This is a genomic window from Gordonia bronchialis DSM 43247 (genome assembly GCF_000024785.1).
Lineage (GTDB): Bacteria > Actinomycetota > Actinomycetes > Mycobacteriales > Mycobacteriaceae > Gordonia > Gordonia bronchialis.
This window is the reverse complement of the sequence record NC_013441.1, coordinates 5,153,116-5,177,405: the sequence shown is the minus strand read 5'-3', so window position 1 is coordinate 5,177,405 and position 24,290 is coordinate 5,153,116. Positions and strand designations below refer to the sequence as shown.

Genomic DNA, 24,290 nt, shown 5'->3' with positions numbered 1-24,290 from the left:
CGCGCGGGACCCACCCGGTGCGGGATTGCGGGCGAGCCGAGGGAACCGAACCGGCGCGCGCTGCGTCGAACCCTGCATGGACCCGGTGATCGAGTACCTCTTCGGGCCCGGCGACGGGTCCACCACCACCTGGACCTCGGTGGCCGACGCCGACCTGAACCACGACGGGATTCCGGACGCCGTGCTCCTCGACTTCGACGGTGACGGCCGTCGTGACGATGCGATGTGGGACACCGACGGCGACGGCGTCGCCGATGTCAGCGTCCTCGACCTCGACGACGACGGCGAGTACGACGCATTCTTTCGGGACGGTGGAAAAGGCTTGTGGGACAGTCGCGTCGAGCGCGAGGGGCTGGACACCGGCCCCCGGCAACCCCCACCGCGCCACCCACCACCCGGGCAACCGCCACCGTCATCGCCGGACACCGGTGCCGATCTCGACATCGACGGCGACGGACAGGTCGACGCCCGACTCGAGGGACCCGCTGGCAGCGGACGGATCACACCGGATCGCCTATACGTCGACGTCGACGGTGACGGTCATTTCGACCACGTCCTCGTCGATCTCGACGGCGACGGCCGCGCCGACGCCTGCTACGACAGCCGTGATCCCCGCTTCCGGCCGTGACCGCGATCGGCCGGCGACCAGGTGTGGCCTCCCTAGCGCGCCACGGCCGGCGCGGGCACCGGCCGGTGACGATGCAGAACCGCGACCACCACGATCCCGGCCAGGTAGAGCAGCACGCCGAAGACGACCAGCCAGGTGGCGCGTCCGTCGGGCGGGATGACCAGCGCCGCGATCGCCACCGCCCCCACGTAGGCGATGTTGAACACGGCGTCCTGCACGGAAAACACCTGCCCGCGGACCGTGTCGTCGATGTCGACCTGCATGGCCACGTCTCCGCACAGTTTGGCCACCTGGCCGATCAGTCCGAGGACGAGTGCGGCAGCGCAGATGATCGCGAAGTCGAAGGACAGGACGGTGAGTTCTGCGCACGCACCCACGGCGAGAGCCGCGATGAGCGTGGTCCGCCGACCGAACCGCGCGACCACGACCGGCGTAAGGACTGCCGCGACGAGGGCCCCGGCACCGGTGAAGCCGACCACCAGGCTGAGTCTGTCCACACCGTCACCCGATCCGATGTGTCGCGCGATCACCAGGATCATCAGGGTGTTCATCCCGAACACCAGCCGGTGCGCGCCGATTGCCGACAACGCGGCGGCCGCCGGCCGGCAGTGTGCGACGGCCCGCGCACCGTGCAGCAGACCCACCGACACAGCGTGAAAGGCCGATCGTCCCGGGTCGTCGGGTTGGTCGGGGCCGAGTTGCAGCGGCGCGAACCGATGCGCCAGACCGCCGGCGACGATGGCCATCACCACCCCGGACGCCATCGTCCACGCGCTGCCGGAGTTGTCGTCGCCGAAGATGGCGCGCAACCCCAGGGTCACACCGAGCCCCACGGTCAGCATCGCCCCGCCCAGGGTGGTGAACAACGCGTTGATCGCCACGATCACCTCACGATGGGCCACATGCGGAAGTCCCGCGGACAGGCCGGCGGCGACAAAGCGGCTCGCTCCGGTGACCGCGAGCGCTCCGACCAGCACCACCGTGTCCGGGGCGCCCGCCGCGATGGCGGTCGCCACCAGGACGATGATGGCCGCGCGCAGCAGGTTCGCGTACATCAGGACATTGCGCCGGTCCCAGTGATCAAGCAGGGCACCGGCGAACGGACCGATCAGCGAATACGGCAGCAGCAGCACCGCGAGACCACCGGCCACCGCGAGCGGATCGGCGTGCCGTTCGGGGTTGAACAGGATGCCGCCGACGAGCGCGGCCTGGAAGATCCCGTCGGTGATCTGACTGGACAGCCGGACCGCGAGCAGCCGGCCGAGACCTGGGGAGTGACGCAGCGAATCGACGAATATGCGCCAGCCCCGAGAGTGCCGGGACCGGGAGGAGATCACCGATCCAGAGTACCGACCCACACGGGTGCCGGCGTGCGATGATGGACGGGTGGCCGGCGCCGACGACGCAGACGATCCCACCCCCGACTCCCGCGACGACACCCACCCGGCCGGGACGGGCGGGGGTGGTCGCATGTCCGGCGCCGCGCGGGAACGTGAATCGGCACATCGGGTACGACCGGGGACCGTGCTGCTGGCGTCGACGGATCTGATCGAGCCGACCTTCGCACGCAGCGTCGTCTACATCATCGAGCACAACGACGCCGGAAGCCTCGGTGTGGTTATCAATCGGATGAGCCAGACCGCGGTGCACAATCTGCTGCCGCAATGGACCGATCTCGCCGCTTCGCCACGCGCGCTGTACGTGGGTGGTCCGGTCAAACAGGACGCCGCGCTGTGCCTCGGCATCGCGCGGCCGGGCGCCGACATCACCGGATTCCCGGCGCTGCGTCCCGTCGACGGCCGGGTGGTTCTCGTCGACCTCGACGCCGACCCCGACGACCTCACCGACGTTCTGGAAGGCGTCCGCATCTTCGCCGGGTACGCCGGCTGGGGGATCGGCCAGCTCGACGGCGAGCTCGAGCGGGACAGCTGGCTGCTCGCCTCGGCGTTACCGCGCGATGTGCTGGCCCCACCGGCCGTCGATGTCTGGTCGGACATCCTGCGCCGCCAGCCGTGGCCGACCCCGCTGCTGGCCACCCACCCCATCGACGTCACCGTCAACTGACCGCCGCGACCCCGCGTGGCGCGGTCGGACCAGGGCTTGCGCTGTGACGCCGGACACGCGTAGCGTACCCGCCAGTAACAAATCGATATCGGGGGTGTGGGGATTTTCCGGATCAGATTGTTGGTCGGCGCGTTGCTGTCGATCGGGGTGCTCGTCGCCGGCAGTGGGGCGATCGCCACGGCCGACCCGACCGGCGGACCCGCGGCGGCGCGTTGGGTGGCGAGCCACGATGGACCCCAACCGTACGCGGGCGTCAACGTCACGTGGGACGTCCCGATCCGGATGAGTGACGGAACCTTCCTGCGCGCCAACGTCTATCGGCCGGCGAACGCAGCCGGTCGGGCCACGACCACCACGACGCCGGTGATCGTGAACATGACGCCCTACACCAAGCTCATCACCGCGCTGGGCACGGCGGTGACCCAGCATCCGGTGCTCGGTCCGTTCCTGACGCAGCTGGCGACCGCGGTCGGCCAGATCTCGGCACCCATCCGCGGTGTCGCGGACCTCTCCCAGCTCACGAACACCCTGCGGGACCAGGGAGCGCGCACGTTCCTGGTGGACCAGAACCTGGTGCGCAGCGGGTACACGCAGGTCGTCGTCGATGTCCGCGGCACCGGCTTCTCCCAGGGCAAGTGGGATGTCTTCCAGAATCGCGAACAGCGCGACACCCTCGAGGTCATCGATTGGGCTGCCAAACAGCGCTGGTCCAACGGCAAGATCGGGATGTCCGGTGTCTCGTACTCGGCGATCAATCAGATCCAGGCGGCCAACAAGCGTCCGCCAGCGTTGAAGGCGATCTTCCCGGTCGAACCCGGGGGCGACCTGATCCGTGACATCGTCGCACCCGGTGGCGCGCTGGGCGTCGGATTCCTGCCGATGTGGCTGACCCTGGTCAACACCACGAAGATGGTGCCGAACGTGGCGTCGATGCTCAACGGGACCTTCGACTGGCGCTGGCTGGCCGACCGGATCTCGGATCCGCTCACGTTCTACCCGCAACTCTTCGCAGCCCTGCTCACCCCCGACATCCCTTCGGTGCCACCGGAATTGCGTGAGCTCCTGGTCAACAACTCCGAGCCCCGCCAGGCGTGGCAGGACAAAGCCGAACGCATCCAGACACCCACCTTCATCTACGGCGGCTGGTTCGACCTGTTCACCAACAGCGAGGTGCGGATGTACAACAAGATCCCGCTGCCGCCGGGCCAGAAGCAGCTGATCATGGGCGACGGCTATCACCTCACCATCGGTGGCGGTCAGACCGGCCGCGCCGGCACACCGCCGCGGCTCGACGTCCTGCAGAAGGCCTGGTTCGACAAATGGCTCAAGGGCAAGGACAACGGCATCGACTCCTACGGTCCCGTGCAGCTCAAGCAGGTCGGTGACTCCTGGATCACCGCCCAGCAGTTCCCCCGCGCGGGGATGACACGGCAGCGGCTCTATCTGAGCGACCGGCGCAGCGGTACCGCCCCGCATGCCGTCCGCGACGGCTCGCTCACCACCGCGAAGTCCAATTCCCGTGGTCGACTGACGATTTCACCCGGGGTGCTCACCGCCTGCTCGCGTGACTCGGCACAGCAGATGGCGGGCGCGCTCGCTCTTTTCCCGTTCTGCGCCAACGATGCCCGCATCTCCGAACGCAACGTGCTGACCTTCACCACCGCGCCGATGACGACTACCCGCAGTGTGTCCGGGTATGCGAACCTGCGGGTCAACGCGGTGATGGACGCCACCGATGGCTACTGGACGGCAACACTCAATGATGTTGCGCCAGACGGTACTTCCAAGGTCATCAGTTCCGGTCAGGTGATGGCGTCACTGCGGGCGATCGATCCCGCGCGCTCACAGTTCGCCTCCAACGGCGACGTCATCGACCCCTTCTACAAGCTGACGCTGGCATCGCGGCAGCGCACGGTCCCCGGACGTCCCGTCTCGATCGACATCGGGTTGCTACCGACCGAGGCACTGATCCGGCCCGGCCACCGCCTGCGAATCGACGTCTTCGCGATGAATCTCATGCGGGGACTGCCGCTGCGACCGCTGCTCAACGAGTCCGGACTCAAACCGGAGCACATCCAGCTCGACCCGAACCGGCCCAGCTTCGTGAATCTACCGCTGTCCCAGCCGATTCCCTGAGGCACCGTACCCCGTGCCTCGATGGGCCGGTGAGACAACAGCTTTGGTGACCCCAGTCACGAGTTCTGGGAACGGCGGGCTCAACCAGGTGCTGCAGCCTCCCGCCCATACCGGGTCGCGAGCCACGAGCACAGGATCAGCTGGATCTGGTGGAAGATCATGAGCGGCAACACCACGAGCCCGACGACGGATCCGGCGAAGAGCACCGTCGCCATCGGCAGACCGGTGGCAAGGCTCTTCTTGGTGCCGCAGAACTGGATTGCGATCACGTCCTCGCGGGAGAAGCCGAGCCGTTGCGGAACCCAGCGGGTGACCGCGAGCATCACCAGCACGAAGATCAGCGAGATGAGGGTCACCAGGAGAACCTGGCTCACACTGACAGCCGACCAGATGCCTTCACGCACACCCTCACTGAAGGCCGAGTAGACCACCAGGACGATGGATCCGCGGTCGGCGAACTTGGTGGCCGCGGCGTGCCGGGTGAAGAACGGGCCCACCCAGGGGCGGGCGAGTTGCCCGAGGAGGAACGGCACCAGGATCTGCGCGACGATCTTGAGTACCGACGTCGCGTCGATGTGCACCCCGCTCGTGGTGGTCAGGAGCGCGACCACCAGCAGCGGAGTGAGGAACACGCCCAGGATGTTCGACGCGGAGGCGCTGACAATCGCCCCGGGGACGTTGCCGCGGGCGATGGAGGTGAACGCGATCGAGGACTGCACCGTCGAGGGCACCAGGCACAGGAACAGCAGTCCGGTGTACAGATCATCACCGATGAGGGGTTCCACCAGGGGCCGCAACGCGAGACCGATGAGCGGGAACGCCACAAACGTGAACGCCAGGATCGTCAGATGCAGTCGCCAGTGCTTGAGACCTTCGAGTGCCTCGCGTGGGTGCAGACGCGTGCCGTACAGAAAGAACAGTGCGGCGATGGCAGCCGCGACGACCGCGTCGAGAACATCCGCGGCGTCGCCCCGCGCGGGCAGGAAGGCGGCCACCACGACGGCGGCGATGATGGCGAGGATGAATCCGTCGACGGGGGAGTGGCTCCACCATCGGCGCAGGGTCGACTGAACAGACATCGTCGGCTGGCTCCGGTCAGGCCTGGGCGGGCTCGTTGCCGCACAGACCCCGCAACGAGCACGAGCCGCAGCTCGCGGTTCCGCAGTCGGCGGCCGGACTGTCGCCCGCCGGATTGTCGCCGGCGGTGCCAGACTGTTCAGGCGAATCAGAGCAACAGCCGCAGCCGGTGTCGTCGGGCGCCGGCAGGGTCTGCGCCGCCCGAACGCCCAGCGCGCTGACCAGGCCGACGACGAACAGACCGGCGACGAGCCCGACGACACCGAAGGTCACCGACCACGCGCTGTCCACGCCGATCGTCAGGACCGCACCCATCACCAGGATCACCGCGGCACCGATCTGACCGGGCCCGGCGACGCGGTTGGCCAGCGCAAATGCTTCTTCGGAGCGCATGGTCGCCTCGGCCCGGACACCGAGCCACCGGTTGCGCTTCAACCGCCCGGCGAGGCCCAGTACGCCGGTCGCCGCCCAGACAGCGGCCAGTACCAGCAGCACCACGGCAACAACGACGGACACGACACTCACGGTGACCACCATACGACCGGGCGTCGTAGACATCGAATCGCACCGGATTTCTGCCGCGCGGTGCGTACGATTTACGCTGGTCGGGTGACTTCAGACTCTGTGGGCGCGGACATTCCTCAACCCGCCGGCTACCGCTACACCGCCGCGATGGCCGGCGACATCGAGCGACGGTGGCAGCAGTTGTGGTCGGAGCGGCACGCCTACGAGGCTCCCAATCCGGTCGGACCGCTCGCCGGCGACCTGAGCGCCTTCGACGGCGGGGGACCGCAGGCCGCCGACAAGCTGTTCGTGCAGGACATGTTCCCGTACCCGTCCGGCGCCGGCCTGCATGTTGGTCACCCGCTCGGCTTCATCGCCAGCGACGTCTTCGCCCGCTACCAGCGCATGACGGGTCGTAACGTGCTGCACACGATGGGCTTCGACTCCTTCGGCTTGCCGGCCGAGCAGTATGCCGTGCAGACCGGCACCCACCCACGGACCACGACCGAGGCCAACATCGAGCGGTACCTGGCCCAGATCCGCCAGCTCGGACTCGGCCACGACGAACGCCGCCGCGTGGCCACCACCGACGTCGAGTTCTATCGTTGGACGCAGTGGATCTTCCTGCAGATCTACAACGCCTGGTACGACGACGCCCAGGGCAAGGCCCGGCGGATCGGCGAGTTGGTCGACGAATTCACTTCGGGCGCACGCAGTCTCGAGGACGGCAGGGCTTGGGCGGATCTGACGCCGACCGAACGTAACGAGGTCATCGACGGCTATCGCCTGGTGTACCAGAGTGATTCGCTGGTGAACTGGTGTCCGGGCCTGGGTACGGTTCTGGCCAATGAGGAGGTCACCGCCGACGGTCGCAGCGACCGCGGCAACTTCCCGGTGTTCCGCAAACACCTTCGGCAGTGGATGATGCGCATCACCGCCTACTCCGACCGCCTGCTCGACGACCTCGACCTGCTGGACTGGCCGGAGAAGGTCAAAACCATGCAGCGCAACTGGATCGGGCGCTCGCGCGGTGCTCAGGTGGCGTTCCCCGTGCCGGGTACCGATCATCTCATCGAGGTGTTCACCACCCGCCCCGACACCCTCTTCGGCGCCACCTACATGGTGCTCTCGCCCGAGCATCCACTGGTCGACGACCTGACCGCCGCGGCCTGGCCCGACGGTGTGGACAGCCGGTGGACCGCGGGAGCGACGAGCCCGGCCGACGCGGTCAAGGCCTACCGGGCCGCGATCGCCGCGAAGTCGGATCTCGAGCGGCAGGAGAACAAGCAGAAGACCGGTGTCTTCACGGGCACCTACGCCACCAATCCGGTTAACGGCGAACAGATTCCGGTGTTCATCGCCGACTACGTGCTGATGGGCTACGGCACCGGCGCCATCATGGCGGTGCCCGCCCACGACGGACGTGACTACGAGTTCGCGACCGTCTTCGGGTTGCCCATCGTCGAGGTCATCGGATCCGAGCAGGGCGTCGCGACCGAGGCGTTCACCGGCGATGGTCCGCTGGTCAACTCGTCCTTCCTCGACGGCCTCGCCGTCGACGATGCCAAGGCGCGCATCATCTCCTGGCTCGAGGAGCAGGGCAAGGGCACCGGCACCGTGCAGTACAAGCTGCGTGACTGGCTCTTTGCGCGGCAGCGCTACTGGGGCGAACCCTTCCCGATCGTCTACGACGCCGATGGCAACGCCCACGCGCTGCCGGAATCGATGCTGCCGGTAGAGCTTCCGGAGGTCGACGACTATGCACCGGTCTCGTTTGACCCCGACGACGCCGACAGTGACCCGTCGCCGCCGCTGGCCAAGGCCACCGACTGGATGACCGTCGAACTCGACCTCGGGGACGGCGTGCAGACCTACACCCGCGATGCGAATGTCATGCCGCAGTGGGCCGGCAGCTCGTGGTATCAGCTGCGCTACATCGACCCGACCAACGCAGAAGAGTTCTGCGCCAAGGAGAACGAGGCCTACTGGATGGGCCCGCGGCCGGCGCTGCACGGCCCGGACGACCCGGGCGGTCTCGATCTGTACATCGGCGGTGTGGAGCACGCGGTGCTGCACTTGCTGTACTCCCGCTTCTGGCACAAGGTCCTCTTTGACCTGGGGTACGTCACCAGCCGTGAACCGTACCGAAAGCTGTTCAACCAGGGCATGATCCAGGCATATGCCTACACCGACAGCCGGGGCATCTACGTGCCCGCCGACGAGGTCACCGAACGCGACGGGGCCTACTTCCACAATGGCGAACCAGTGCGCCAGGAGTACGGCAAGATGGGCAAGTCGCTCAAGAATTCCGTTGCCCCCGATGATATCTGCCGCGACTACGGCGCCGACACCCTGCGCGTCTACGAGATGTTCATGGGTCCGCTCGACCAGTCCCGGCCGTGGGCCACCAAAGACGTCGTCGGCTCACAGCGATTCCTGCAACGCATCTGGCGGCTCGTCGTCGACGAGGAGACCGGTGCCCTCCGGGTGTCCGAGGCCGAACCCGACGATGAGACAAAGCGGGTGCTGCACAAGACGATTGCCGGTGTCCGCGAGGATTACGACGCACTGCGCAACAACACCGCGGTGGCGAAGCTGACCGTGCTCACCAACCATCTCACCAAGAACTTCGAGTCGACCGGTGCCCCGCGGGCTGCTGTCGAACCTCTGGTGATCATGCTGGCCCCGCTGGCGCCGCATATCGCCGAGGAGCTCTGGGGTCGGCTGGGCCACGGTGAGATGCTCGTGCGCGGGCCGTTCCCCGACCCCGATCCGCAATGGCTCCTCGAGGACACCATCGAGATCCCGATCCAGGTGAAAGGCAAGGTACGCAGCCGGATTCAGGTGGCCGCCGACGCCGACGAGGCCACGATTCGTGAGGCCGCGCTGGCCGACGAGAAGATCGCCGCGCTGCTCGACGGCGAACCGCGCAAGGTGATCGTGGTGCCGGGCCGGATGGTCAACGTCGTCCCCTGACCGGGGCATGCCGACCTGCTGCGGCGGCGGGCCGAGACCGCTACTTGGTCTTGGGCGGAAGGTTGCGTGCGTAGTCCGCGCCGATGGAAACCCAACGGCTCAGGGCACGTTCGCCGGCGATGCCTTCGTCGGAGACCCGTAACCAGCCCCGCGTCTCACGTCCCGACATGATCATCGGCTCGGTGTGCGGATATTCGAGCAGGCCCTCGGTGTCTTCGGGTTTCACGCGCACCATCAGGCCGCCGCGTCCGCTCGCGGCGACTGCCATGTTGCCGTTGATGAGGAAGGCGAGCCCGCCGAACATCGTCTTCTCGTCGACTCCGCCCTCCGTCGCCAGTAGGGCGCGGATCCGGTAGGCGAGGTCCTCGTCGTAGGGCACGGGTCAGAGCCTACTGACTCCTGCCCCGCGTGGCGCCGGTTGACGGTGAATCGTTGGCGGGTCGTTACTCTCAGAAACCATGGCTGAAAACTGTGTGTTCTGCGGCATCGTGGCCGGCGAGATCCCGGCCACGGTGGTCGCGCAGACAGAGACGACATACGCGTTCATGGACATCAATCCCGCCTCCGACGGCCACCTGCTGGTGATTCCGCGTCGGCACAGCAAGGACCTCCTGGAGATCCCGGCCGACGACCTCACCGCGGTCACGCTGGAAGCGCAACGCGTCGCCCGCGCGGTGGCCACAGAACTCGGCGCCGACGGTGTGAACCTGCTCAACTGCTGTGGCGCCGACGCGTGGCAGACCGAGTTCCACTTCCACCTGCACGTCATTCCGCGGTACCGGGACAAGACCAAAGATCGGCTGACTCTCCCCTGGCGTCCGGGCCAGGGTGGCGACGCCGACCTCCGGGCCGACCTGGGTGGACGCCTGGAGGCAGTGTTGGAGGACTAGTTTTCCGAGACAGACCACTGGCGACGGGGCACGCTTGGCAACGAACTTACCGCGGAGTAAGGTAGGCCCATGGCGATCAACCTGGAGCTCCCGAAGAAGTTCGATTCGACGGTCGAGCGCACCCACCTCGCGGCCGAACACATCTTCCGGCCCATCACCCGCAAGTACGACAAGGCCGAGCATGAGTATCCCGTCGAGCTCGATGAACTGGGGAAACTGGCCAAACAGAATCGTGGTGCCGAGAAGTCCGCGGACGGCAAGAAGGCCGCAGACGACGCCCCGTCGGTCAACGGCGCCAACCTGCGGTCGCTGATCGCCGCACGCGAGATGAGCTGGGGTGACGTCGGGCTCTTCTTGACCATCCCCGGCCAGGGACTGGGGAACGCGGCGATTGCGGCCGTCGCCAACGACGAACAACTCGAGCGGTTCGGTGATGTGTGGGCGGCGATGGCGATCACCGAACCCAGTTTCGGGTCGGATTCCGCGGCAGTCTCGACCACCGCGACCGCCGACGGTGACGACTACCTGATCAACGGCGAGAAGATCTTCGTCACCGCAGGCTCACGCGCCGATCACGTCGTGGTGTGGGCGACTCTCGACAAGAGCCTGGGCCGCGCGGCGATCAAGAGCTTCGTCGTACCGATGGACACCGAGGGCGTGACCGTGGCGCGGCTCGAGCACAAACTCGGCATCAAGGCGTCGGACACCGCGGTAGTGCGCTTCGAGAATGCGCGCGTTCCCAAAGAGAACCTCCTCGGCTCGCCGGAGATCGACACCAAGAAGGCTTTCGGCGGTGTCATGCAGACCTTCGACAACACGCGTCCCGTCGTGGCCGCGATGGCCGTCGGACTCGGACGGGCCTCGCTCGAGGAGCTGCGTCGGATCCTCGAGGACGCCGGTCACACCATCGACTACGACAAGCCGGCCGCGGCACAGCATGCCTCGGTATGCGAGTTCATCCGCATCGAGTCGGATTGGGAAGCTTCGTGGTTGCACACCCTGCGTGCGGCGTGGATGGCCGACAACAAGCAACCGAACTCAGCCGAGGCGTCGATGTCGAAGGCCAAAGCCGGACGCATGGTCACCGAGCTCACCAACAAGGCAGTGGAAGTCGGTGGCACAGCAGGCTTCTCGGAGACATCGCTGCTGGAGAAGTGGGCCCGTGACGCCAAGATCCTCGACATCTTCGAGGGAACCCAGCAGATCCAGCAACTGATCATCGCGCGCCGCGTCCTCGGGAAGTCGAGCGCCGACCTCAAGTAGGGCAGCTCACCGCAACAGCCGCTCGCGCAGGCGCTCCTCTCGCACCAGCCGCTCGCTGTCGCGTCGACGGCGCTCGGCCATCACCGCACACAGCACCGCCTCGTCGGGGGCGGGTGGCGGAGCAGGTGCGACGAACGGTGCGACGTCGAAGATGAGTTGGCGCGCAAGGCGTTCGCGCGGTTCGGGTCGCATCGCTTCGCGTCGGCCGAGGAATCGGCGGATCATGATGGCGAGCGGATCGGGAAGCGTGGCGATGTCGGCAGCCCCGGCCCACGCCGCGAGCTGCGGCGGCATGTCGACTGGTGCGGGAACTTCGAGCCGCCGGCGATCGCGGATGACGTAGGTGCCCGCGAGCATGTCGCCGAGGCGTTTGCTCTTCTGTGAGGTGGCAGCGGTGAAGAGCGCCGGGAACCCGAAGCACGAGTAGATCTCGACGACCCCCAGCAGCGCGCGTGACAGCGCATGCCGGAATCCGATGGGGCCGGCATCGTCACGAACCGTGCGTAGACCCACGATGAGATGACCGAGACTCTTGCCCTTGCTCGCCGTCTCCACGGTGGTCGGGACGACGACCACGGCCGTCACCAGGCACAGCACCCCGAGGGCTGCGGTCAACGCCGCATCGACGTCAAAGAACACCTTGTCCAGTAGCCAGCCGAGACCCCAGAGAATCCCGAGGCTCAGCACCACATCGATGAGCCCGGACAGGATGCGGAGACCCAGATTCGCGGGCGGGAGATCGAGGGCCACCGCTTCACCCGACACGAGATCGTCACGACCGACGCCGACCGTCGCGCTACGTCGCCCCCAGGCCAGCGATCCGGGGGCCGGCCCCAATTGGGGCGGAAGGACGGGACCGTACATAGCGATCAACCCTAGTGGCCCGCGTCGTGTCCCATACGGCCCGTGCTCCGACGGTGTCGATTGGTTGACTGATCGGTGGGGAGCGTCTCGAAGTCGACGTATCGCCACCGGCCCACCCCGCTCCCTGAGGTGCGCGAGGCGCAGCCGAGCGCCTCGAAGGTTCTGGCGAGACTGTAATCACGAGCGCAGCTGGTTGGTGAGTCCGAGGTGGGTTTCGAGGAGTGCGGCGAGCCGGTTCTCCACACCGGAATCGGGGTTGATGGTCTGGCGGAGTTGGAGGCGGGCCAGTTCGCGAACTTGCTCGTCGATCGCAGCCCGATCGGCAGGCAGGGCCGACGGCCCGACGATGCTGCCGGTGGTGTCATCAGTGCCGGGGCGTGGGTCATCGCCAGGTGGGCCGTAGATCTCGGCCCGCACCTGTTCCAGGTGGCGGCGGTAGCCGGCGGCGATGTCGGGCCCGCGATTGACCCGTTCCGGATTCGGGGGTGCCCCGGGGTGAGTGTTCAGGCGCCACCCACACCGGCCGCGGTCGGGCCCATCACCGATCATGCGGGTGGTGTACTGCCCGGGATTGGGGCCCACCATCCGATTGTGTTTCGGACACGCCCCGGTCATGTCCACGATATCGGTGAGTCCGCCATCGGCCCAATCCAGTTGGGCGTGATGCATTTCCAGATATGCCGCCGCCTGATCACAACCGTGGGCCGAGCACACATGCCCGTCGGGGCGCGCGAAGTTCACCATGCGCTGGGCTTGGGTGGCAAACCGTTTGCCTTTCCCGAAAAACAACGGGACCGGCGTCGAGTCCTCGAACACGGCCAACCACGGCTGCACCTGCGCCGCCAATCGGATGACATCAGCCATGGGCAGCAGCGTGTTGGTGGCGCTCACCCCGAACCCGGCCTCGGCGATCAGGTCCGACAGGTCGGCTTTGATGATCAGCTGCACCGGCAGACCACGATGCGAGGTGCCCAACGTCCCGTCGGCAAACATGGCTTCCAGTGCCGCATTGAGGGCGTCGTGGTTGCGTTGGGTGGGGGTGCGCAGGTCGCGTTGCACCGCCTCGGCAAGCTGGTCGGCATCAGCGTGTTCATGCGCACCGGCCGGCGCGTCGGGGTCGTCGGGATTGTTCAACCCGGGTTGACCGAACACGGCCATCATCATCGACAGCCGCGCCGCCAATTCCGGAGTCACCGTCCCCGACAGGTGCGCGGTGCCATCCGCGCGGGTCTTACCGATCCAGATCCCGCGCCGCCGCGCCCGATCGGTCTCATCGGTCAGGGTGCCATCGGGGTCGAGATGCCCCAACAAACGCTGACCGGCGGTGCCGATCTCGTCGGGCGTGAACTCGGTGGCGATGTCGACCATCTGCCGTTCGGCGGCAACACGCTTGTCGTAGGGCACAGCCGCGGGAATCTGGTCCAGCACACTCAACACCGTGGTGATGTGCCCGGTCCCGACCGCCCCAGCGGCGAACGCCTCGGCCAGCACCGGGAACTTCGGCTCACAGCTATCACCCGTGAGTTGCCGCATCGAGGCCGTCGCGGCCAACTGGGTGCGGCGGCGCTGCGGATTCGAGATCCGCAGACGCTGGTTGAAGAAATTGGGCACCGACCGAAACCCCATCTGGCGGGGCAGATCACGCTCGGTGATCTCCACCAACTGACGATCCCCGGCAAAGGTCAGGCGGGTGATCGCACGTTCCTGGGCGGCGGCGACCTCGACCAGTTCCTCGTCGGAGCAGACGGCGAGGTCGACGGCCTGAAGTCGGTCGGTCAGGGCATGCAGCTGTGCGACCAGCTCAGCGGCCGGTGACTGTGGTTGGGTCTGGTCGCTCATCTGGTCACCCCCCTGGTGTCGAACTGGTGTTCGTCGAACGTGTTTTCGATAACAAGTCGATTCCTCGGGTCGCGCAACCCCTGATCTCGGGTCGATTTCGTGGGACTTCTCGCCAGAGGCTTCGTGGCTCGTCGACTTCGACACGCTCCTTGCTCGTTCCCCGCGAAGCTCGCAAGCTCGCACCTCAGGGCGGCGCCTCGCACGGTGCTCCTGCGCCCGGCCGCCGTCGCTTGTCACTCCTCGACCGGTCCTCAGCCGGCGTTTGGGCATGTCAGGCGCGAGTGGCAGCGACCGAATGACAGCGCCCGGCCGAACACAGCTCTGCCGCTAAGCTGTCCGAATGGATCTCGACGCCTATGTCAACGCACATCGTGCGACGTGGGAGCGGCTCGACGATCTGTCTCGCAGGCGAAACCTCTCGGGTGACGAAGCGGACGAGATCATCGACGCCTATCAGCGGGTGGCCACCCATCTGTCGGTGATCCGATCATCGGCGCCCGATGCGTCGCTGGTGGCCTATCTGTCGGCGTTGCTCGCTCGCGCCCGATCCCGTGCGGCAGGTAGCAAGGCGAGCACCTGGGCGGACATGGGCCGCTTTGTCGCACAGACGTTCCCGGCGGCGCTCTACCGTATGCGGTGGTGGTGGCTGACGGTGATGGGTGTGTCGATGGCGCTGGCTGTGACGATCACCTGGTGGCTGATCGAGCACCCGGCGATCGAGCAGTACCTGACAACCCCCGCGCAGGTGGACAAGCTCGTCAACAACGATTTCGAGGGCTACTACAGCGAATACGCGGCCACCTCGTTCGCCGCCCAGGTATGGACCAACAACTTCTGGCTGGCAGCACTATGTATTGCGTTGGGGGTCTTCGGGTTCCCCGTGGTCCTGATGCTCGTCTACAACGTGGCCAACCTCGCCATCGTCGCGTCGATCATGATTCGGCACGGTCGCGGTGACCTGTTCTTCGGGCTGATCCTGCCGCACGGCATGCTCGAGTTGACCTGCTTGTTCGTCGCCGGCGGCGTCGGCCTCCGGTTGTTCTGGGCGTGGGTGTCGCCCGGTCCACGCACCAGGGTGACCGCGCTCGGTGAGGAGGGACGATCGGCCATCGGTGTCGCGATCGGACTCGTGGTACTCCTCCTGATCAGTGGTGTGATCGAGGCATTCGTGACACCGTCGGGGTTGCCCACCTGGGCCCGCGTGGGTATCGGCATCACCGTGTGGATCGGCTTCCTCGCCTACGTTTTCACCCTCGGCCGCTGGGCGCACAACGCCGGGCAGACCGGCGACATCAGCGAAAGAGATCGCGGGTACGAGGTACCCGTCGCCGCGTGATGTGCACTCTCCTCAGAGGAGTCCGCGCGACTTGAGAGACAGGTAGTGGTCAGCGAGCGCGGCCGGCAGTCGTTCCGGGGGCGCATCCACCACGTCGACGCCGAGCCGTCCGAGTGCGGTGGCAGTCCGGTTGCGTAACAACGTGGTCCGGGCCGCGGCGGCAGCGTCGTAGATCTCTTCGAGGTCGTCGCGGTGTGTCATCATCTCACCGAGCGCCGGGTCGGCCACCGAGCCGATCACCACGCGATAACGCTGGGCCAGGACCGACAGCGGTGCCAGCAGCGACTCCTCGACCGCGGCGGGCTCGAGCGGTGTCAGCAACACCAGCAGCGCGCGCTGACGGCTGATCTTGGTGACCTCGGCACCCAGCAGCGGCCAATCCGCCTCCAGCAGAGCTGGTTCCAGTGTGGTCATCGCGTTCACCAGGGAACTGAGCAGACTCGATCCGGTCACGCCGACGACGCGGGTGTGCACCCGCCGGTCGCCGGCGATGAGGTCGACGCGATCGCCGGCATGTGTGGCCAATGCCGCGAGCAGCAGGGCGGCGTCCATGGCCGCGTCGAGGCGGGGGACATCTCCCACGCGACCGGCCGAGGTGCGCGAGGTGTCCAGCACGATGACAATGTGCCGGTCCTTCTCGGGCTGCCACGTTCGGACCACGACGGAGCGTCGTCGAGCTGTCGCCCGCCAATCGATGCTGCGAACATCGTCGCCTTCCACATAGTCACGCAGCGAATCGAATTCGATGCCCTGACCACGGATACGGACCGCGGATCGACCATCTAGCTGTCGAAGCCGAGCCAGGCGCGACGGCAGGTGGCGGCGTGAACCGAACGGGGGGAGTGCACGGACAAATCCCGGCATCGGGAGACTGTGCTGGCGGCCGGCAAGACCCAACGGTCCGCGACGACGGACGGTGACGCGCAACGCAAGGCGGTCGCCGCGTCGCGTGGGGGTGAGGCCGGTCCTGACCGCGACACGCTCCCCGCCCGGGATGTCCAGATCATGCCGGTTGCCGGTGGCCCCCGCCGACGGCTGCCAGGCGTCGCGAAGCCGCCCGCGGAAGCGACGGCCGCTGTTGTTCTCCACGATCAGTGTGCTGGACGTCGATTCGCCGAGCCGGATCGGGTCTGTCGGCCGTCGGACGATCCGCAGCGCCCCAGTCGAACCGGCGGCGAGGAAATCGACACCGGCCAGGACCAGGGCGCCGATAATCCACAGGGCCACAATGTAATACTCGGGCACGATGATGGTCGGCACCGCCCCGAGGAGTAGCAGTGCGACAAAACGTCCGGTCAGATACATCAGCGGGGCACGGGAACCGAGCGGATCGCCGTATCCAACACCGCGGCGACCGACACGCCCTCCAGCTCGGCCTCGGGTCGCAGCGAAAGGCGGTGGGCCAGCGTGGATTGTGCCAGTGCCTGCACGTCGTCGGGCGTCACGAAGTCGCGTCCGTTCATCCAGGCCCACGCGCGACTGGTACCCAGCAGAGCGGTGGCGCCGCGCGGGCTCACCCCGAGGGCCAGCGAGGGGGAAATCCTTGTCGCCCGGGCGATGTCGACGATATACGCCGCCACCTGTGGCGAGATGCTGACGCGTCGGACCTGGTCGGCGCCGGCTTCGATGTCGGCGCCGGAGGCCACGGCACGCAGGCCGGCGGCACCGAGATCGCGTGGGTCGAATCCGGCAGCGTGCCGGGTGAGCACGGTGATCTCGTCGTCCCGCGGCGGCAGGGGGAGCGTCACCTTGAGCAGGAACCTGTCGAGCTGGGCTTCCGGCAGCGGGTAGGTGCCCTCGTACTCCACCGGGTTCTGGGTGGCGGCCACCAGGAACGGCCGGGGCAGCGGCCGCGGCACACCGTCCACCGAGACCTGCCGCTCCTCCATCGCCTCGAGCAGCGATGCCTGCGTCTTGGGTGGGGTGCGGTTGATCTCGTCGGCGAGCAACAGGTTGGTGAACACCGGGCCCTCGCGGAAGGTGAACTCCGAAGTCGCGTTGTCGAAGACGAGGGAGCCGGTGATGTCGCCCGGCATCAGGTCCGGGGTGAACTGGACACGTTTGGTGTCCACGTCGAGTGTGGTGGCCACGGACCGTACCAGCAGCGTCTTGGCAACGCCCGGAACGCCTTCGAGCAGGATGTGGCCGCGGCACAACAGCGCGATGAGGATTCCGGCGACCGCGGGGTCCTGTCCGACAACGGCTTTGGCGACCTCCGCACGGACGGCGTTGAGCGCCGTACGAGCGGGGTTGTCCGAGGCCGGCCGGGCCGGGTTGTCGGTGGGCGCGGGTTTGGTGAACTGGTGCGTGGGGCCCGGCGGGAACGGTGGCTGCCCGGGATGTGCGGGTTGAGGGGACTCGAAACTCATGGTGTGCGGTGGACTTCCTTCTCGAGGGCGGTCAGTTCCGTGATGAACACGACGAGATCGTCGTCGTAGGTGGGTAGGGGGCCGACGAGCAAGGCGCTCACTTGCATCGGGTCGCGTCCGGTGGCGGCGGCCACGGCTTCGACGATGGCGCCGACAGTGGGCTCGGCAACCGTTGCGGGCGTAGCGGTGTCACGCACGTGGCCTGGTTGGGCGAGCGCTGCCAAGGCCGCGGCGGGATCGTAGGGCAGACCGAGGTAGCCGGCGAGTGAACTGAGGGTCTGGATGCGCAGCGTCGCGGCGGCGCGGCTACCGGCGCGTGCGCGACGATACATACGGGCGCGGGCCGCAGTGGTCTCGATCGCCTTCACCACCGCCGGGAGCGGCTCGCTCACCAGTGGTCCGAATCGTCTGCCACGCCAGAGCATCACGGCGAGTACCACGAACACCGACAGCGCGATCAGCGGACCCAGCGCACGCGGGATGTCCGGGGTCTGTCCCTCCTTCTTCGGGAGCTTTTCATAGCGCGCGACGTACCAGAGAACCTTGTCGGTCGACGCGATTGTGCTGATCGAGACACCGGCGTTGTCGTCGAGGCCGAGATGCTCGTTGCTGAGCATCTCACCGGACATGACCATGGTCTCCGGGCGTCCCGGCGTCGGGGGGAGTACGACGATGCCGGCCTGCCCCTGTTGCACGAAGCAGCCGACGGCGCCGGGACCGGTTGCGACGTAACTGTGTTCCACACCGCTCACCTGATCGGTTGGCGCGATGCCGGGCACGTCACAGCCCGCTTGCATCGGCTGCCCATCCGCGGGCAGCAGGCCGGTGGTCACGGGGAGCCCGAGGCTGTCGAGCCCGGGACCGGACGACCCGACGACGATCAACCGGCGCGCGTTGCGCACCCGGTCCAGCACGTGGGCGGCGGTGTCGGAGGTGAGTGTGTCGGCATTCGAGATGACGACGGTGGTGTCCGGCCCGGGGCGGTCCGCATCGTCCAACGCGTCGATCCCGCGCGTGATCTCGACGTCGACGCCGTGATCATCGATCACCGAGACCAGTGCCTTGGTCCCGACGGGGCCCGGATTCGCGGGATCGAGGGGGTCACCGGCGGATTGATCGGGGCGTCCGGCAAGGCCGATCGCGAGGAGCAGCAGAGCGATCAGGATGACGCCGACAACGACACCGAGGATCGTCCATCCGATCCACCGGCGTGAGGATCGGGGGGCGTGGGGAGGAGCGGCAGGCGGCGCCACCACAGGAGCGCTCATCGGGGAACCGCGAATCGACCGGCCTCGGCGTCGGTTCCGGTGGCGGGCTTTGCCGAGGAGATCTCGTCTTCGAGTTCGAGAACCGCGCGGGCCTGTTCGACGGTGGCGTGCCGATCCCCGTACACGATCGCGTCGAAAAGGTCCGTGCAACTGCGTAACTCATCCGCATGAGCCGGGAAGCGAGTGGTGAGACGGGAGGCCACCTCATGTGCGGTGAGCGACGGGGCATCGTCGAGCAAGCGGCGCTCGAAGGCGCGTCGGGTCAGGGCACGGGTCGCGGCGACCACACACCCGTCGAGATCTCCGGCCGCCAGCGCGGTGCGGGCCTGCTCCCGGAATTGCTTGGCGCTCGACGGCTTTCCGCCCAGCACGGACTGCTCGAAGTCCACCTCGGACGGTTTGCTGCGTGGGGTTCGACGCACGAATCGCGCGACGTAGATGATGATGGCGGTCACGACGGCGGCGACGAGGATCCAGAAGATGATCGTCAGCGGTTGGGAAACATCTCCGAGCCCGGAGAACGTGTCGGAGAACCAGTCCATCACCCGTTCCGCGGTACGGGTCAGCCAATTCGGTTCTTGCGGTTGATATTCGCGCTTGGACAGTTCGTCGCGCGCCCAGTCGCGGGCCTGCTCGTTATCCGGTGACAGTCCGGCAGCCACCGCGTGAACCGTGCTCATCGCAGGTAGCCCGCGGTGGAGTGCCGGGCGAGAGCCACGTCGAAGGCCTCGTCGCGCATGCGCGCATCCACGTGCAGCAGAGCGGGCAGGACCGCGAGGAATGGTGAGATCACCAGGGTGCCGATCACGGTGGCTGCCATGCTGAGCCACTGCGTGACCGCGGTTCCCACCACGAACGACGGGAAGGTGGCAGCCATCCCGAGAACCCCCTCGATCACGCCCGCGATGAGATTGAACAGGACGACGATCCCCAACGTGCGCCAGAAGCGGCCGGTGGTGAGCTGGAGCGACCGCCGGATCGCCGGACCGACGGACATGTCTTCGACGACCATCGCCGGCGCCACGAACAGCGACCGAATGTAGAGCCAGACAACGGGAACCGCCAGTGCGAAGAGCATCAGCAGCCCGACCACGATGAGGTCGGGCCGGATCTCGCCGGTGGACCAGAAGATCACCACGACGGCAGGCAACAGGATCACCACCATGAGGATCTCGAGTGCGAGAGCGAACCCGGTCAGCCGCAGCCCGTGCCGACGCGCAACCGCCAGCGTGTCGGCGAAGGTGGGTGTGCCACCGACCGACTGCTGCGCCACCGTGTGCGCAAAGATGCCGCTGAGCACCACCGCGATCACCGCCGACAGCAGCGGTGGTCCGGCGGAGTCTCCGATCGCGGTGAGGATAGCGTCGTCGGCGATGACCAGCATCAGGGAACCGATCACCACCGGCACGACGCCGATGACGACACAGACCACAAGCGTCATTCCGAAGTAGACGCCGGGTGCGCGCCGGACGGCCGACCACGTCGCCTGGAGCAGATCGCCGATGTCGAGCGGCCGCAGCGGGATGAGACCGGGTCGATGGGCGGTACCAGCCCAGACCGGTGCGAGGGTCGCATCCGCGTCGCCGATGCGGCTGCCCCACTGCGGCGCGGCAGGGACTGGGCCGGGGGAGGGCGGGACGGGCGATGCCCATTCAGCACGCGTCGCCCATTCATCACGCGGCGCCCATTCATCACGCGGCGCCCATTCATCACGCGGTGCCGGGTAGCCGTGGGGATCGCCGGCCGTCGGGCGTGCCCAGGGCGACCGCTCCGGGGGATCGTTCGGCGGTGGTGCGCCGGTCATCGGTCTCGCACGATCATCGTCGAACCCCGACCTTTCCCCCGGATGAGTTCGCCATAAGCCAGTTCGGTGAACCTATCAAATCGCCGCCGCTGAGGTCGGTGGCGTCGATCGTCCAATGGACCGGAGGTGACCCGGTCTGCGTGATACCGTCGAACTAGAACACGTTCTAATTCTGGAGGTATGTGCAGATGACCGTTGAGCAGACGAGCCTCGTCGACAAGATCGACGCCGCGGTGGAGTCCTACATCGAGTTCCTCAACACCGGGACGGCCGAGCAGATCGCCGATCTGTATGCGCCGAGCGCGACCGTCGAGGACCCGATCGGCGCCGACATCCGCGACACCCGCGACCAGCTCGTCGAGTTCTATTCGATCATCACCAACATGGAGGAGCGGACCGCGACGCTGAAGTGGAAGAAGATCGCCGGCGACACGGCGGTCTTCGAGTTCACCTTGGTGACCGGCACCTCCGGCATGCGATTCGAGATCACGCCGGTCGACATCATGGTCTTCGACGCCGACGGCAAGGTGTCCTCGATGCGTGCGGTATGGCAGCCGGAGGATCTCAAACAGCTCTGAGGAGCTACGCGCGCCCCGTCGGACGTAGCACGATCTCCTCCGGATGCGCGTCGGCGGGCGTGTGCACTGCATGCACCACCGCGGCGGCCACGCTCGCCGGACGCAGGAACTCACTGGGCTGGTATTCGCGTCCCTCGATGGCGACGAGGTCACGTTGCATGTCGGTGTCGATGCGACCGGGGAACACGGAGGTGACCCGTAGCGTCGGCTCCTCGGCGCGCAGCGCGTCCGCGAGCGCCCGAAGGCCGAATTTGCTTGCCGCATAGGGTGCCCAGCCCGCCTTCGCGTTGCGACCCGAACCAGAATTGATGAACACCACGTGCCCGCCCGCCGAGCGCAGCGCGGGTAGCAGCAGACGGGTCAGTTCGGCAGCGGCGACGAGGTTCACCTCGAGGACGCGGCGCCACTCCTCGACGGGGGTGTCGGCCACGTGCTCGAGGCTGGAACCGACACCGGCGTTGTGCACCAGGACGTCGAGTTCGGCGATGGGCTCCACCGCCCCGGCGACCTCCTCGTAGTCGGTGAGGTCCACCGGAAAGGTGCTCGCACCGTCGAGTTCGGTGGCGAGACGATCCAGCTCGGCCGACGGACGACCGCCGAGCAGCAGGTCGTGGGTGGGCGCGAGCTGGCGGGCGATCTCGGCTCCCAGTCCACGGCTGGCTCCGGTGATCAACGCAGTCGGCATGCATCCGACCCTACCGACGTGCCACTCGCGCAGCGCCACCGCTCACCGGGGTGCAGAATCTACGGGTGGCCCGGTATGGATTCACCCCGACGCAGTTGTCCGCGCGCGCGGCATACCTGCTGCGCGGCAACGATCTGGGGACGATGACCAGCGCGGCGCCCAAGCTGTACCCGCACATGTGGAGCTGGGACGCGGCATTCGTCACGGTCGGGCTCGCCCCGCTGTCGGTGGAGCGCGCGGTCATCGAGATGGACACGCTGCTCTCCGCGCAGTGGCACAACGGGATGATCCCGCACATCGTCTTCGCCAACGGACGTGACGGCTACTTCCCTGGGCCGGCACGCTGGGAGTGCGCGCGACTGGCCGAGTGCGCACCCGACTTCCCGGACACCTCGGGCATCACCCAGCCGCCTGTCCACGCCATCGCCGTGCAGCGCATCCTGGACCACTCGCGCCGGCACGGTCGCACCACCCGGGCCGTGGCCAATGAGTTCATCGACCGGCGGTGGGGGGCGCTCATGCGGTGGCATCGGTGGCTGGCCCACGCCCGCGATCCCGGCGGCCGCGGCCGCATCACCATCTTCCACGGCTGGGAATCGGGGATGGACAACTCCCCGCGTTGGGACCGGCCCTACGCGAATGTGGTTGCCGGCGAGGATCTCCCGCCCTACACGCGGGCCGATCTCGATCACGTCGGCGGCGACACGTCGATGCGTCCGAGCAATCTGGAGTACGACCGCTACATCTGGCTCGTCGAGCAGATGAAACGCGCGAACTACGACGACGAACTCCTCCCGAAGGTCATGGACTTCGCGGTGGAGGACGTCTTCGTCAGTGCGATCTTCTCGGTCGCGTGCGACGTGCTCGCCACCATCGGCGAGGACTACTCCAAACCGCGCTCCGACGTCCGTGATCTGCGGGCGTGGTCGGATCGGTTCCGCAACGGGGTGATCGCCGCCGCCAACGATCGCAACGGGGCGGCACGCGACTTCGACCTGAGCGCGGGCGCCTGGATCAACACCGAGACGATCGCGATGTTCTCGCCACTGTTGTGCGGCGGCCTCGCCCGCGAACAGGAGCGGGCCCTGCTGCGGCTCTTCGACGGTCCGCGCTTCTGCGGGCATCCCGACCTGCGCTACGCGGTTCCGCCGTCGACGTCGCCCATCTCGGCGGATTTCCGCCCCCGCGAATACTGGCGCGGCCCGGTCTGGCCGGTCATGACGTGGCTGTTCAGTTGGGCGTTCGCGCGTCGCGGTTGGACGGAACGCTCTGCCCGATTGCGCGACGAGGGGCTGCGTCAGGCCACCGACGGCTCCTTCGCCGAGTACTACGAACCGTTCACCGGAGAGCCGCTCGGCAGTATGCAGCAGAGCTGGACGGCCGCGTCGGTGTTGGACTGGCTGGATTGATCCCAGTGGTCAAGGGGCTCATGGCGAGCAGAGTGTTGTCCGATTGGCGCCTTTTGAACCAATTGTGACGCAGGTCTCACCTCAGTGAACTACTTTTCTCTGCAATAAACCAGCACGTCACACCTGCGAAACAAATACTGGGTTTCATAACAGGCAACGAAGTCCACTGTTATGAGTCATCCCGAGGAGCGTAGGAAATGAGCGTCGACAGCACCCAGGCAACCCGGTTCCGCGTGACCAGTGAGGCCTGGAAGGATCTGCCCGAGATGCCACCGGCGGAGTACCCGGGCACCAAGGGATTCATCGGCGACGTCTACGAGAATCCCGACGGCAGCCCCATGTGCAGTGGCTTCTTCGAACTGCACCACACCGACGCGCCGCTGTACTACGAGTACGCCTACGACGAGATGAAGGTCGTCCTCGAGGGCGAGTTCCTGCTCGAGAACAAGGAGACGGGGCAGACCACCGTCGCAAAAGCCAAGGACGCCATCTTCTTTCCCAAGGGCTCCAAGATCTACTTCAGCACCCCGAGCTACGCCCTGGCCTTCTACACCGGCCAGCGCGACGCCACTCTGCTCTGAGCACGGGGCATCGCATTGA

At 67.1% G+C, this 24,290-nt stretch carries 22 protein-coding genes; 10 read left to right on the top strand and 12 right to left on the bottom strand.

All coding sequences use genetic code 11. From position 1 onward, the window contains the following. Positions 1-76 precede the first annotated feature (76 nt). A complete protein-coding gene (locus tag GBRO_RS23970; RefSeq protein ID WP_012836419.1) occupies positions 77-628 on the top strand; it encodes a hypothetical protein in 552 nt (183 codons plus the stop codon). Positions 629-660: 32 nt separating this feature from the next. On the opposite strand, the gene GBRO_RS23965 is transcribed toward GBRO_RS23970, so the two are convergent. Further along, positions 661-1,965, bottom strand: a complete 1,305-nt coding sequence (locus tag GBRO_RS23965; RefSeq protein WP_012836418.1) for an MFS transporter — start codon at positions 1,963-1,965, stop codon at positions 661-663. A 49-nt stretch (positions 1,966-2,014) separates the two neighbouring features. Between GBRO_RS23965 and GBRO_RS23960 the strand changes: the two genes are divergently transcribed. Both GBRO_RS23960 and GBRO_RS23955 read left to right on the top strand, forming a co-directional pair. Next, a complete protein-coding gene (locus tag GBRO_RS23960; RefSeq protein ID WP_012836417.1) occupies positions 2,015-2,692 on the top strand; it encodes a YqgE/AlgH family protein in 678 nt (225 codons plus the stop codon). 120 nt (positions 2,693-2,812) lie between these two features. Further along, positions 2,813-4,828, top strand: coding sequence for a CocE/NonD family hydrolase (locus tag GBRO_RS23955; RefSeq protein WP_231140539.1), 2,016 nt, complete (start codon positions 2,813-2,815; stop codon positions 4,826-4,828). An 80-nt stretch (positions 4,829-4,908) separates the two neighbouring features. Here the strand turns inward: GBRO_RS23955 and GBRO_RS23950 are convergent, their stop codons facing one another. Then, positions 4,909-5,907: a bile acid:sodium symporter family protein gene (locus GBRO_RS23950; RefSeq protein ID WP_012836415.1), complete on the bottom strand. Its 999-nt coding sequence runs from the start codon at positions 5,905-5,907 to the stop codon at positions 4,909-4,911. A gap of 16 nt (positions 5,908-5,923) precedes the next feature. Beyond that, complete coding sequence (locus GBRO_RS23945; RefSeq protein ID WP_012836414.1) at positions 5,924-6,442, bottom strand: SdpI family protein; 519 nt, start codon at positions 6,440-6,442, stop codon at positions 5,924-5,926. 135 nt (positions 6,443-6,577) lie between these two features. Here GBRO_RS23945 and leuS point away from each other — a divergent pair, with 135 nt between their 5' ends. After that, positions 6,578-9,385: a leucine--tRNA ligase gene (gene leuS / locus GBRO_RS23940; protein WP_083775720.1), complete on the top strand. Its 2,808-nt coding sequence runs from the start codon at positions 6,578-6,580 to the stop codon at positions 9,383-9,385. A 40-nt stretch (positions 9,386-9,425) separates the two neighbouring features. On the opposite strand, the gene GBRO_RS23935 is transcribed toward leuS, so the two are convergent. Further along, positions 9,426-9,764 (bottom strand): TfoX/Sxy family protein, encoded by a 339-nt coding sequence (locus GBRO_RS23935; RefSeq protein WP_012836412.1) that lies wholly within the window; start codon positions 9,762-9,764, stop codon positions 9,426-9,428. A 79-nt stretch (positions 9,765-9,843) separates the two neighbouring features. Here GBRO_RS23935 and GBRO_RS23930 point away from each other — a divergent pair, with 79 nt between their 5' ends. Then, positions 9,844-10,275: an HIT family protein gene (locus GBRO_RS23930; protein WP_012836411.1), complete on the top strand. Its 432-nt coding sequence runs from the start codon at positions 9,844-9,846 to the stop codon at positions 10,273-10,275. Between the two features lie 69 nt (positions 10,276-10,344). Then, positions 10,345-11,538, top strand: coding sequence for an acyl-CoA dehydrogenase family protein (locus GBRO_RS23925; RefSeq protein ID WP_012836410.1), 1,194 nt, complete (start codon positions 10,345-10,347; stop codon positions 11,536-11,538). A gap of 6 nt (positions 11,539-11,544) precedes the next feature. On the opposite strand, the gene GBRO_RS23920 is transcribed toward GBRO_RS23925, so the two are convergent. Then, entirely contained in the window at positions 11,545-12,402 is an 858-nt protein-coding gene (locus GBRO_RS23920) for an RDD family protein (RefSeq protein WP_012836409.1), read from the bottom strand. Positions 12,403-12,579: 177 nt separating this feature from the next. Continuing rightward, positions 12,580-14,241: an HNH endonuclease signature motif containing protein gene (locus GBRO_RS23915; RefSeq protein ID WP_012836408.1), complete on the bottom strand. Its 1,662-nt coding sequence runs from the start codon at positions 14,239-14,241 to the stop codon at positions 12,580-12,582. A gap of 340 nt (positions 14,242-14,581) precedes the next feature. On the opposite strand from GBRO_RS23915, the gene GBRO_RS23910 reads away from it, so the two are divergent. Then, positions 14,582-15,577, top strand: a complete 996-nt coding sequence (locus tag GBRO_RS23910) for a stage II sporulation protein M (protein WP_012836407.1) — start codon at positions 14,582-14,584, stop codon at positions 15,575-15,577. Between the two features lie 12 nt (positions 15,578-15,589). On the opposite strand, the gene GBRO_RS23905 is transcribed toward GBRO_RS23910, so the two are convergent. From GBRO_RS23905 to GBRO_RS23885, 5 genes are read right to left on the bottom strand one after another with little or no spacing between them, the layout of a single operon-like run. Beyond that, entirely contained in the window at positions 15,590-16,882 is a 1,293-nt protein-coding gene (locus tag GBRO_RS23905; protein WP_012836406.1) for a DUF58 domain-containing protein, read from the bottom strand. Then, positions 16,882-17,946 (bottom strand): AAA family ATPase, encoded by a 1,065-nt coding sequence (locus GBRO_RS23900; RefSeq protein ID WP_012836405.1) that lies wholly within the window; start codon positions 17,944-17,946, stop codon positions 16,882-16,884. The genes GBRO_RS23905 and GBRO_RS23900 overlap by 1 nt, the downstream gene beginning before the upstream one ends. Then, positions 17,943-19,214, bottom strand: coding sequence for a DUF4350 domain-containing protein (locus GBRO_RS23895; RefSeq protein WP_012836404.1), 1,272 nt, complete (start codon positions 19,212-19,214; stop codon positions 17,943-17,945). Before GBRO_RS23895 ends, GBRO_RS23900 begins: the two co-directional genes overlap by 4 nt. Further along, on the bottom strand, positions 19,211-19,894 hold the full coding sequence (locus tag GBRO_RS23890; RefSeq protein ID WP_012836403.1) for a DUF4129 domain-containing protein: 684 nt from the start codon (positions 19,892-19,894) through the stop codon (positions 19,211-19,213). Before GBRO_RS23890 ends, GBRO_RS23895 begins: the two co-directional genes overlap by 4 nt. Beyond that, the gene (locus GBRO_RS23885) at positions 19,891-21,018 is read right to left on the bottom strand and encodes a glycerophosphoryl diester phosphodiesterase membrane domain-containing protein (RefSeq protein ID WP_012836402.1); all 1,128 of its coding nucleotides are present in this window, start codon (positions 21,016-21,018) and stop codon (positions 19,891-19,893) included. The genes GBRO_RS23890 and GBRO_RS23885 overlap by 4 nt, the downstream gene beginning before the upstream one ends. 188 nt (positions 21,019-21,206) lie before the next feature. Between GBRO_RS23885 and GBRO_RS23880 the strand changes: the two genes are divergently transcribed. Further along, positions 21,207-21,596 carry a nuclear transport factor 2 family protein gene (locus tag GBRO_RS23880; protein ID WP_012836401.1) on the top strand — a complete coding sequence of 130 codons (390 nt, stop codon included), beginning with the start codon at positions 21,207-21,209 and terminating at the stop codon, positions 21,594-21,596. Between the two features lie 4 nt (positions 21,597-21,600). Here GBRO_RS23880 and GBRO_RS23875 read toward each other — a convergent pair whose 3' ends face one another. Further along, positions 21,601-22,281 (bottom strand): SDR family oxidoreductase, encoded by a 681-nt coding sequence (locus tag GBRO_RS23875; RefSeq protein WP_012836400.1) that lies wholly within the window; start codon positions 22,279-22,281, stop codon positions 21,601-21,603. Positions 22,282-22,346: 65 nt separating this feature from the next. Between GBRO_RS23875 and ggh the strand changes: the two genes are divergently transcribed. Both ggh and GBRO_RS23865 read left to right on the top strand, forming a co-directional pair. Continuing rightward, entirely contained in the window at positions 22,347-23,690 is a 1,344-nt protein-coding gene (gene ggh, locus GBRO_RS23870; RefSeq protein WP_041920835.1) for a glucosylglycerate hydrolase, read from the top strand. A 197-nt stretch (positions 23,691-23,887) separates the two neighbouring features. Beyond that, positions 23,888-24,271 carry a cupin domain-containing protein gene (locus tag GBRO_RS23865; RefSeq protein WP_012836398.1) on the top strand — a complete coding sequence of 128 codons (384 nt, stop codon included), beginning with the start codon at positions 23,888-23,890 and terminating at the stop codon, positions 24,269-24,271. The last annotated feature ends 19 nt before the right edge of the window (positions 24,272-24,290 follow it).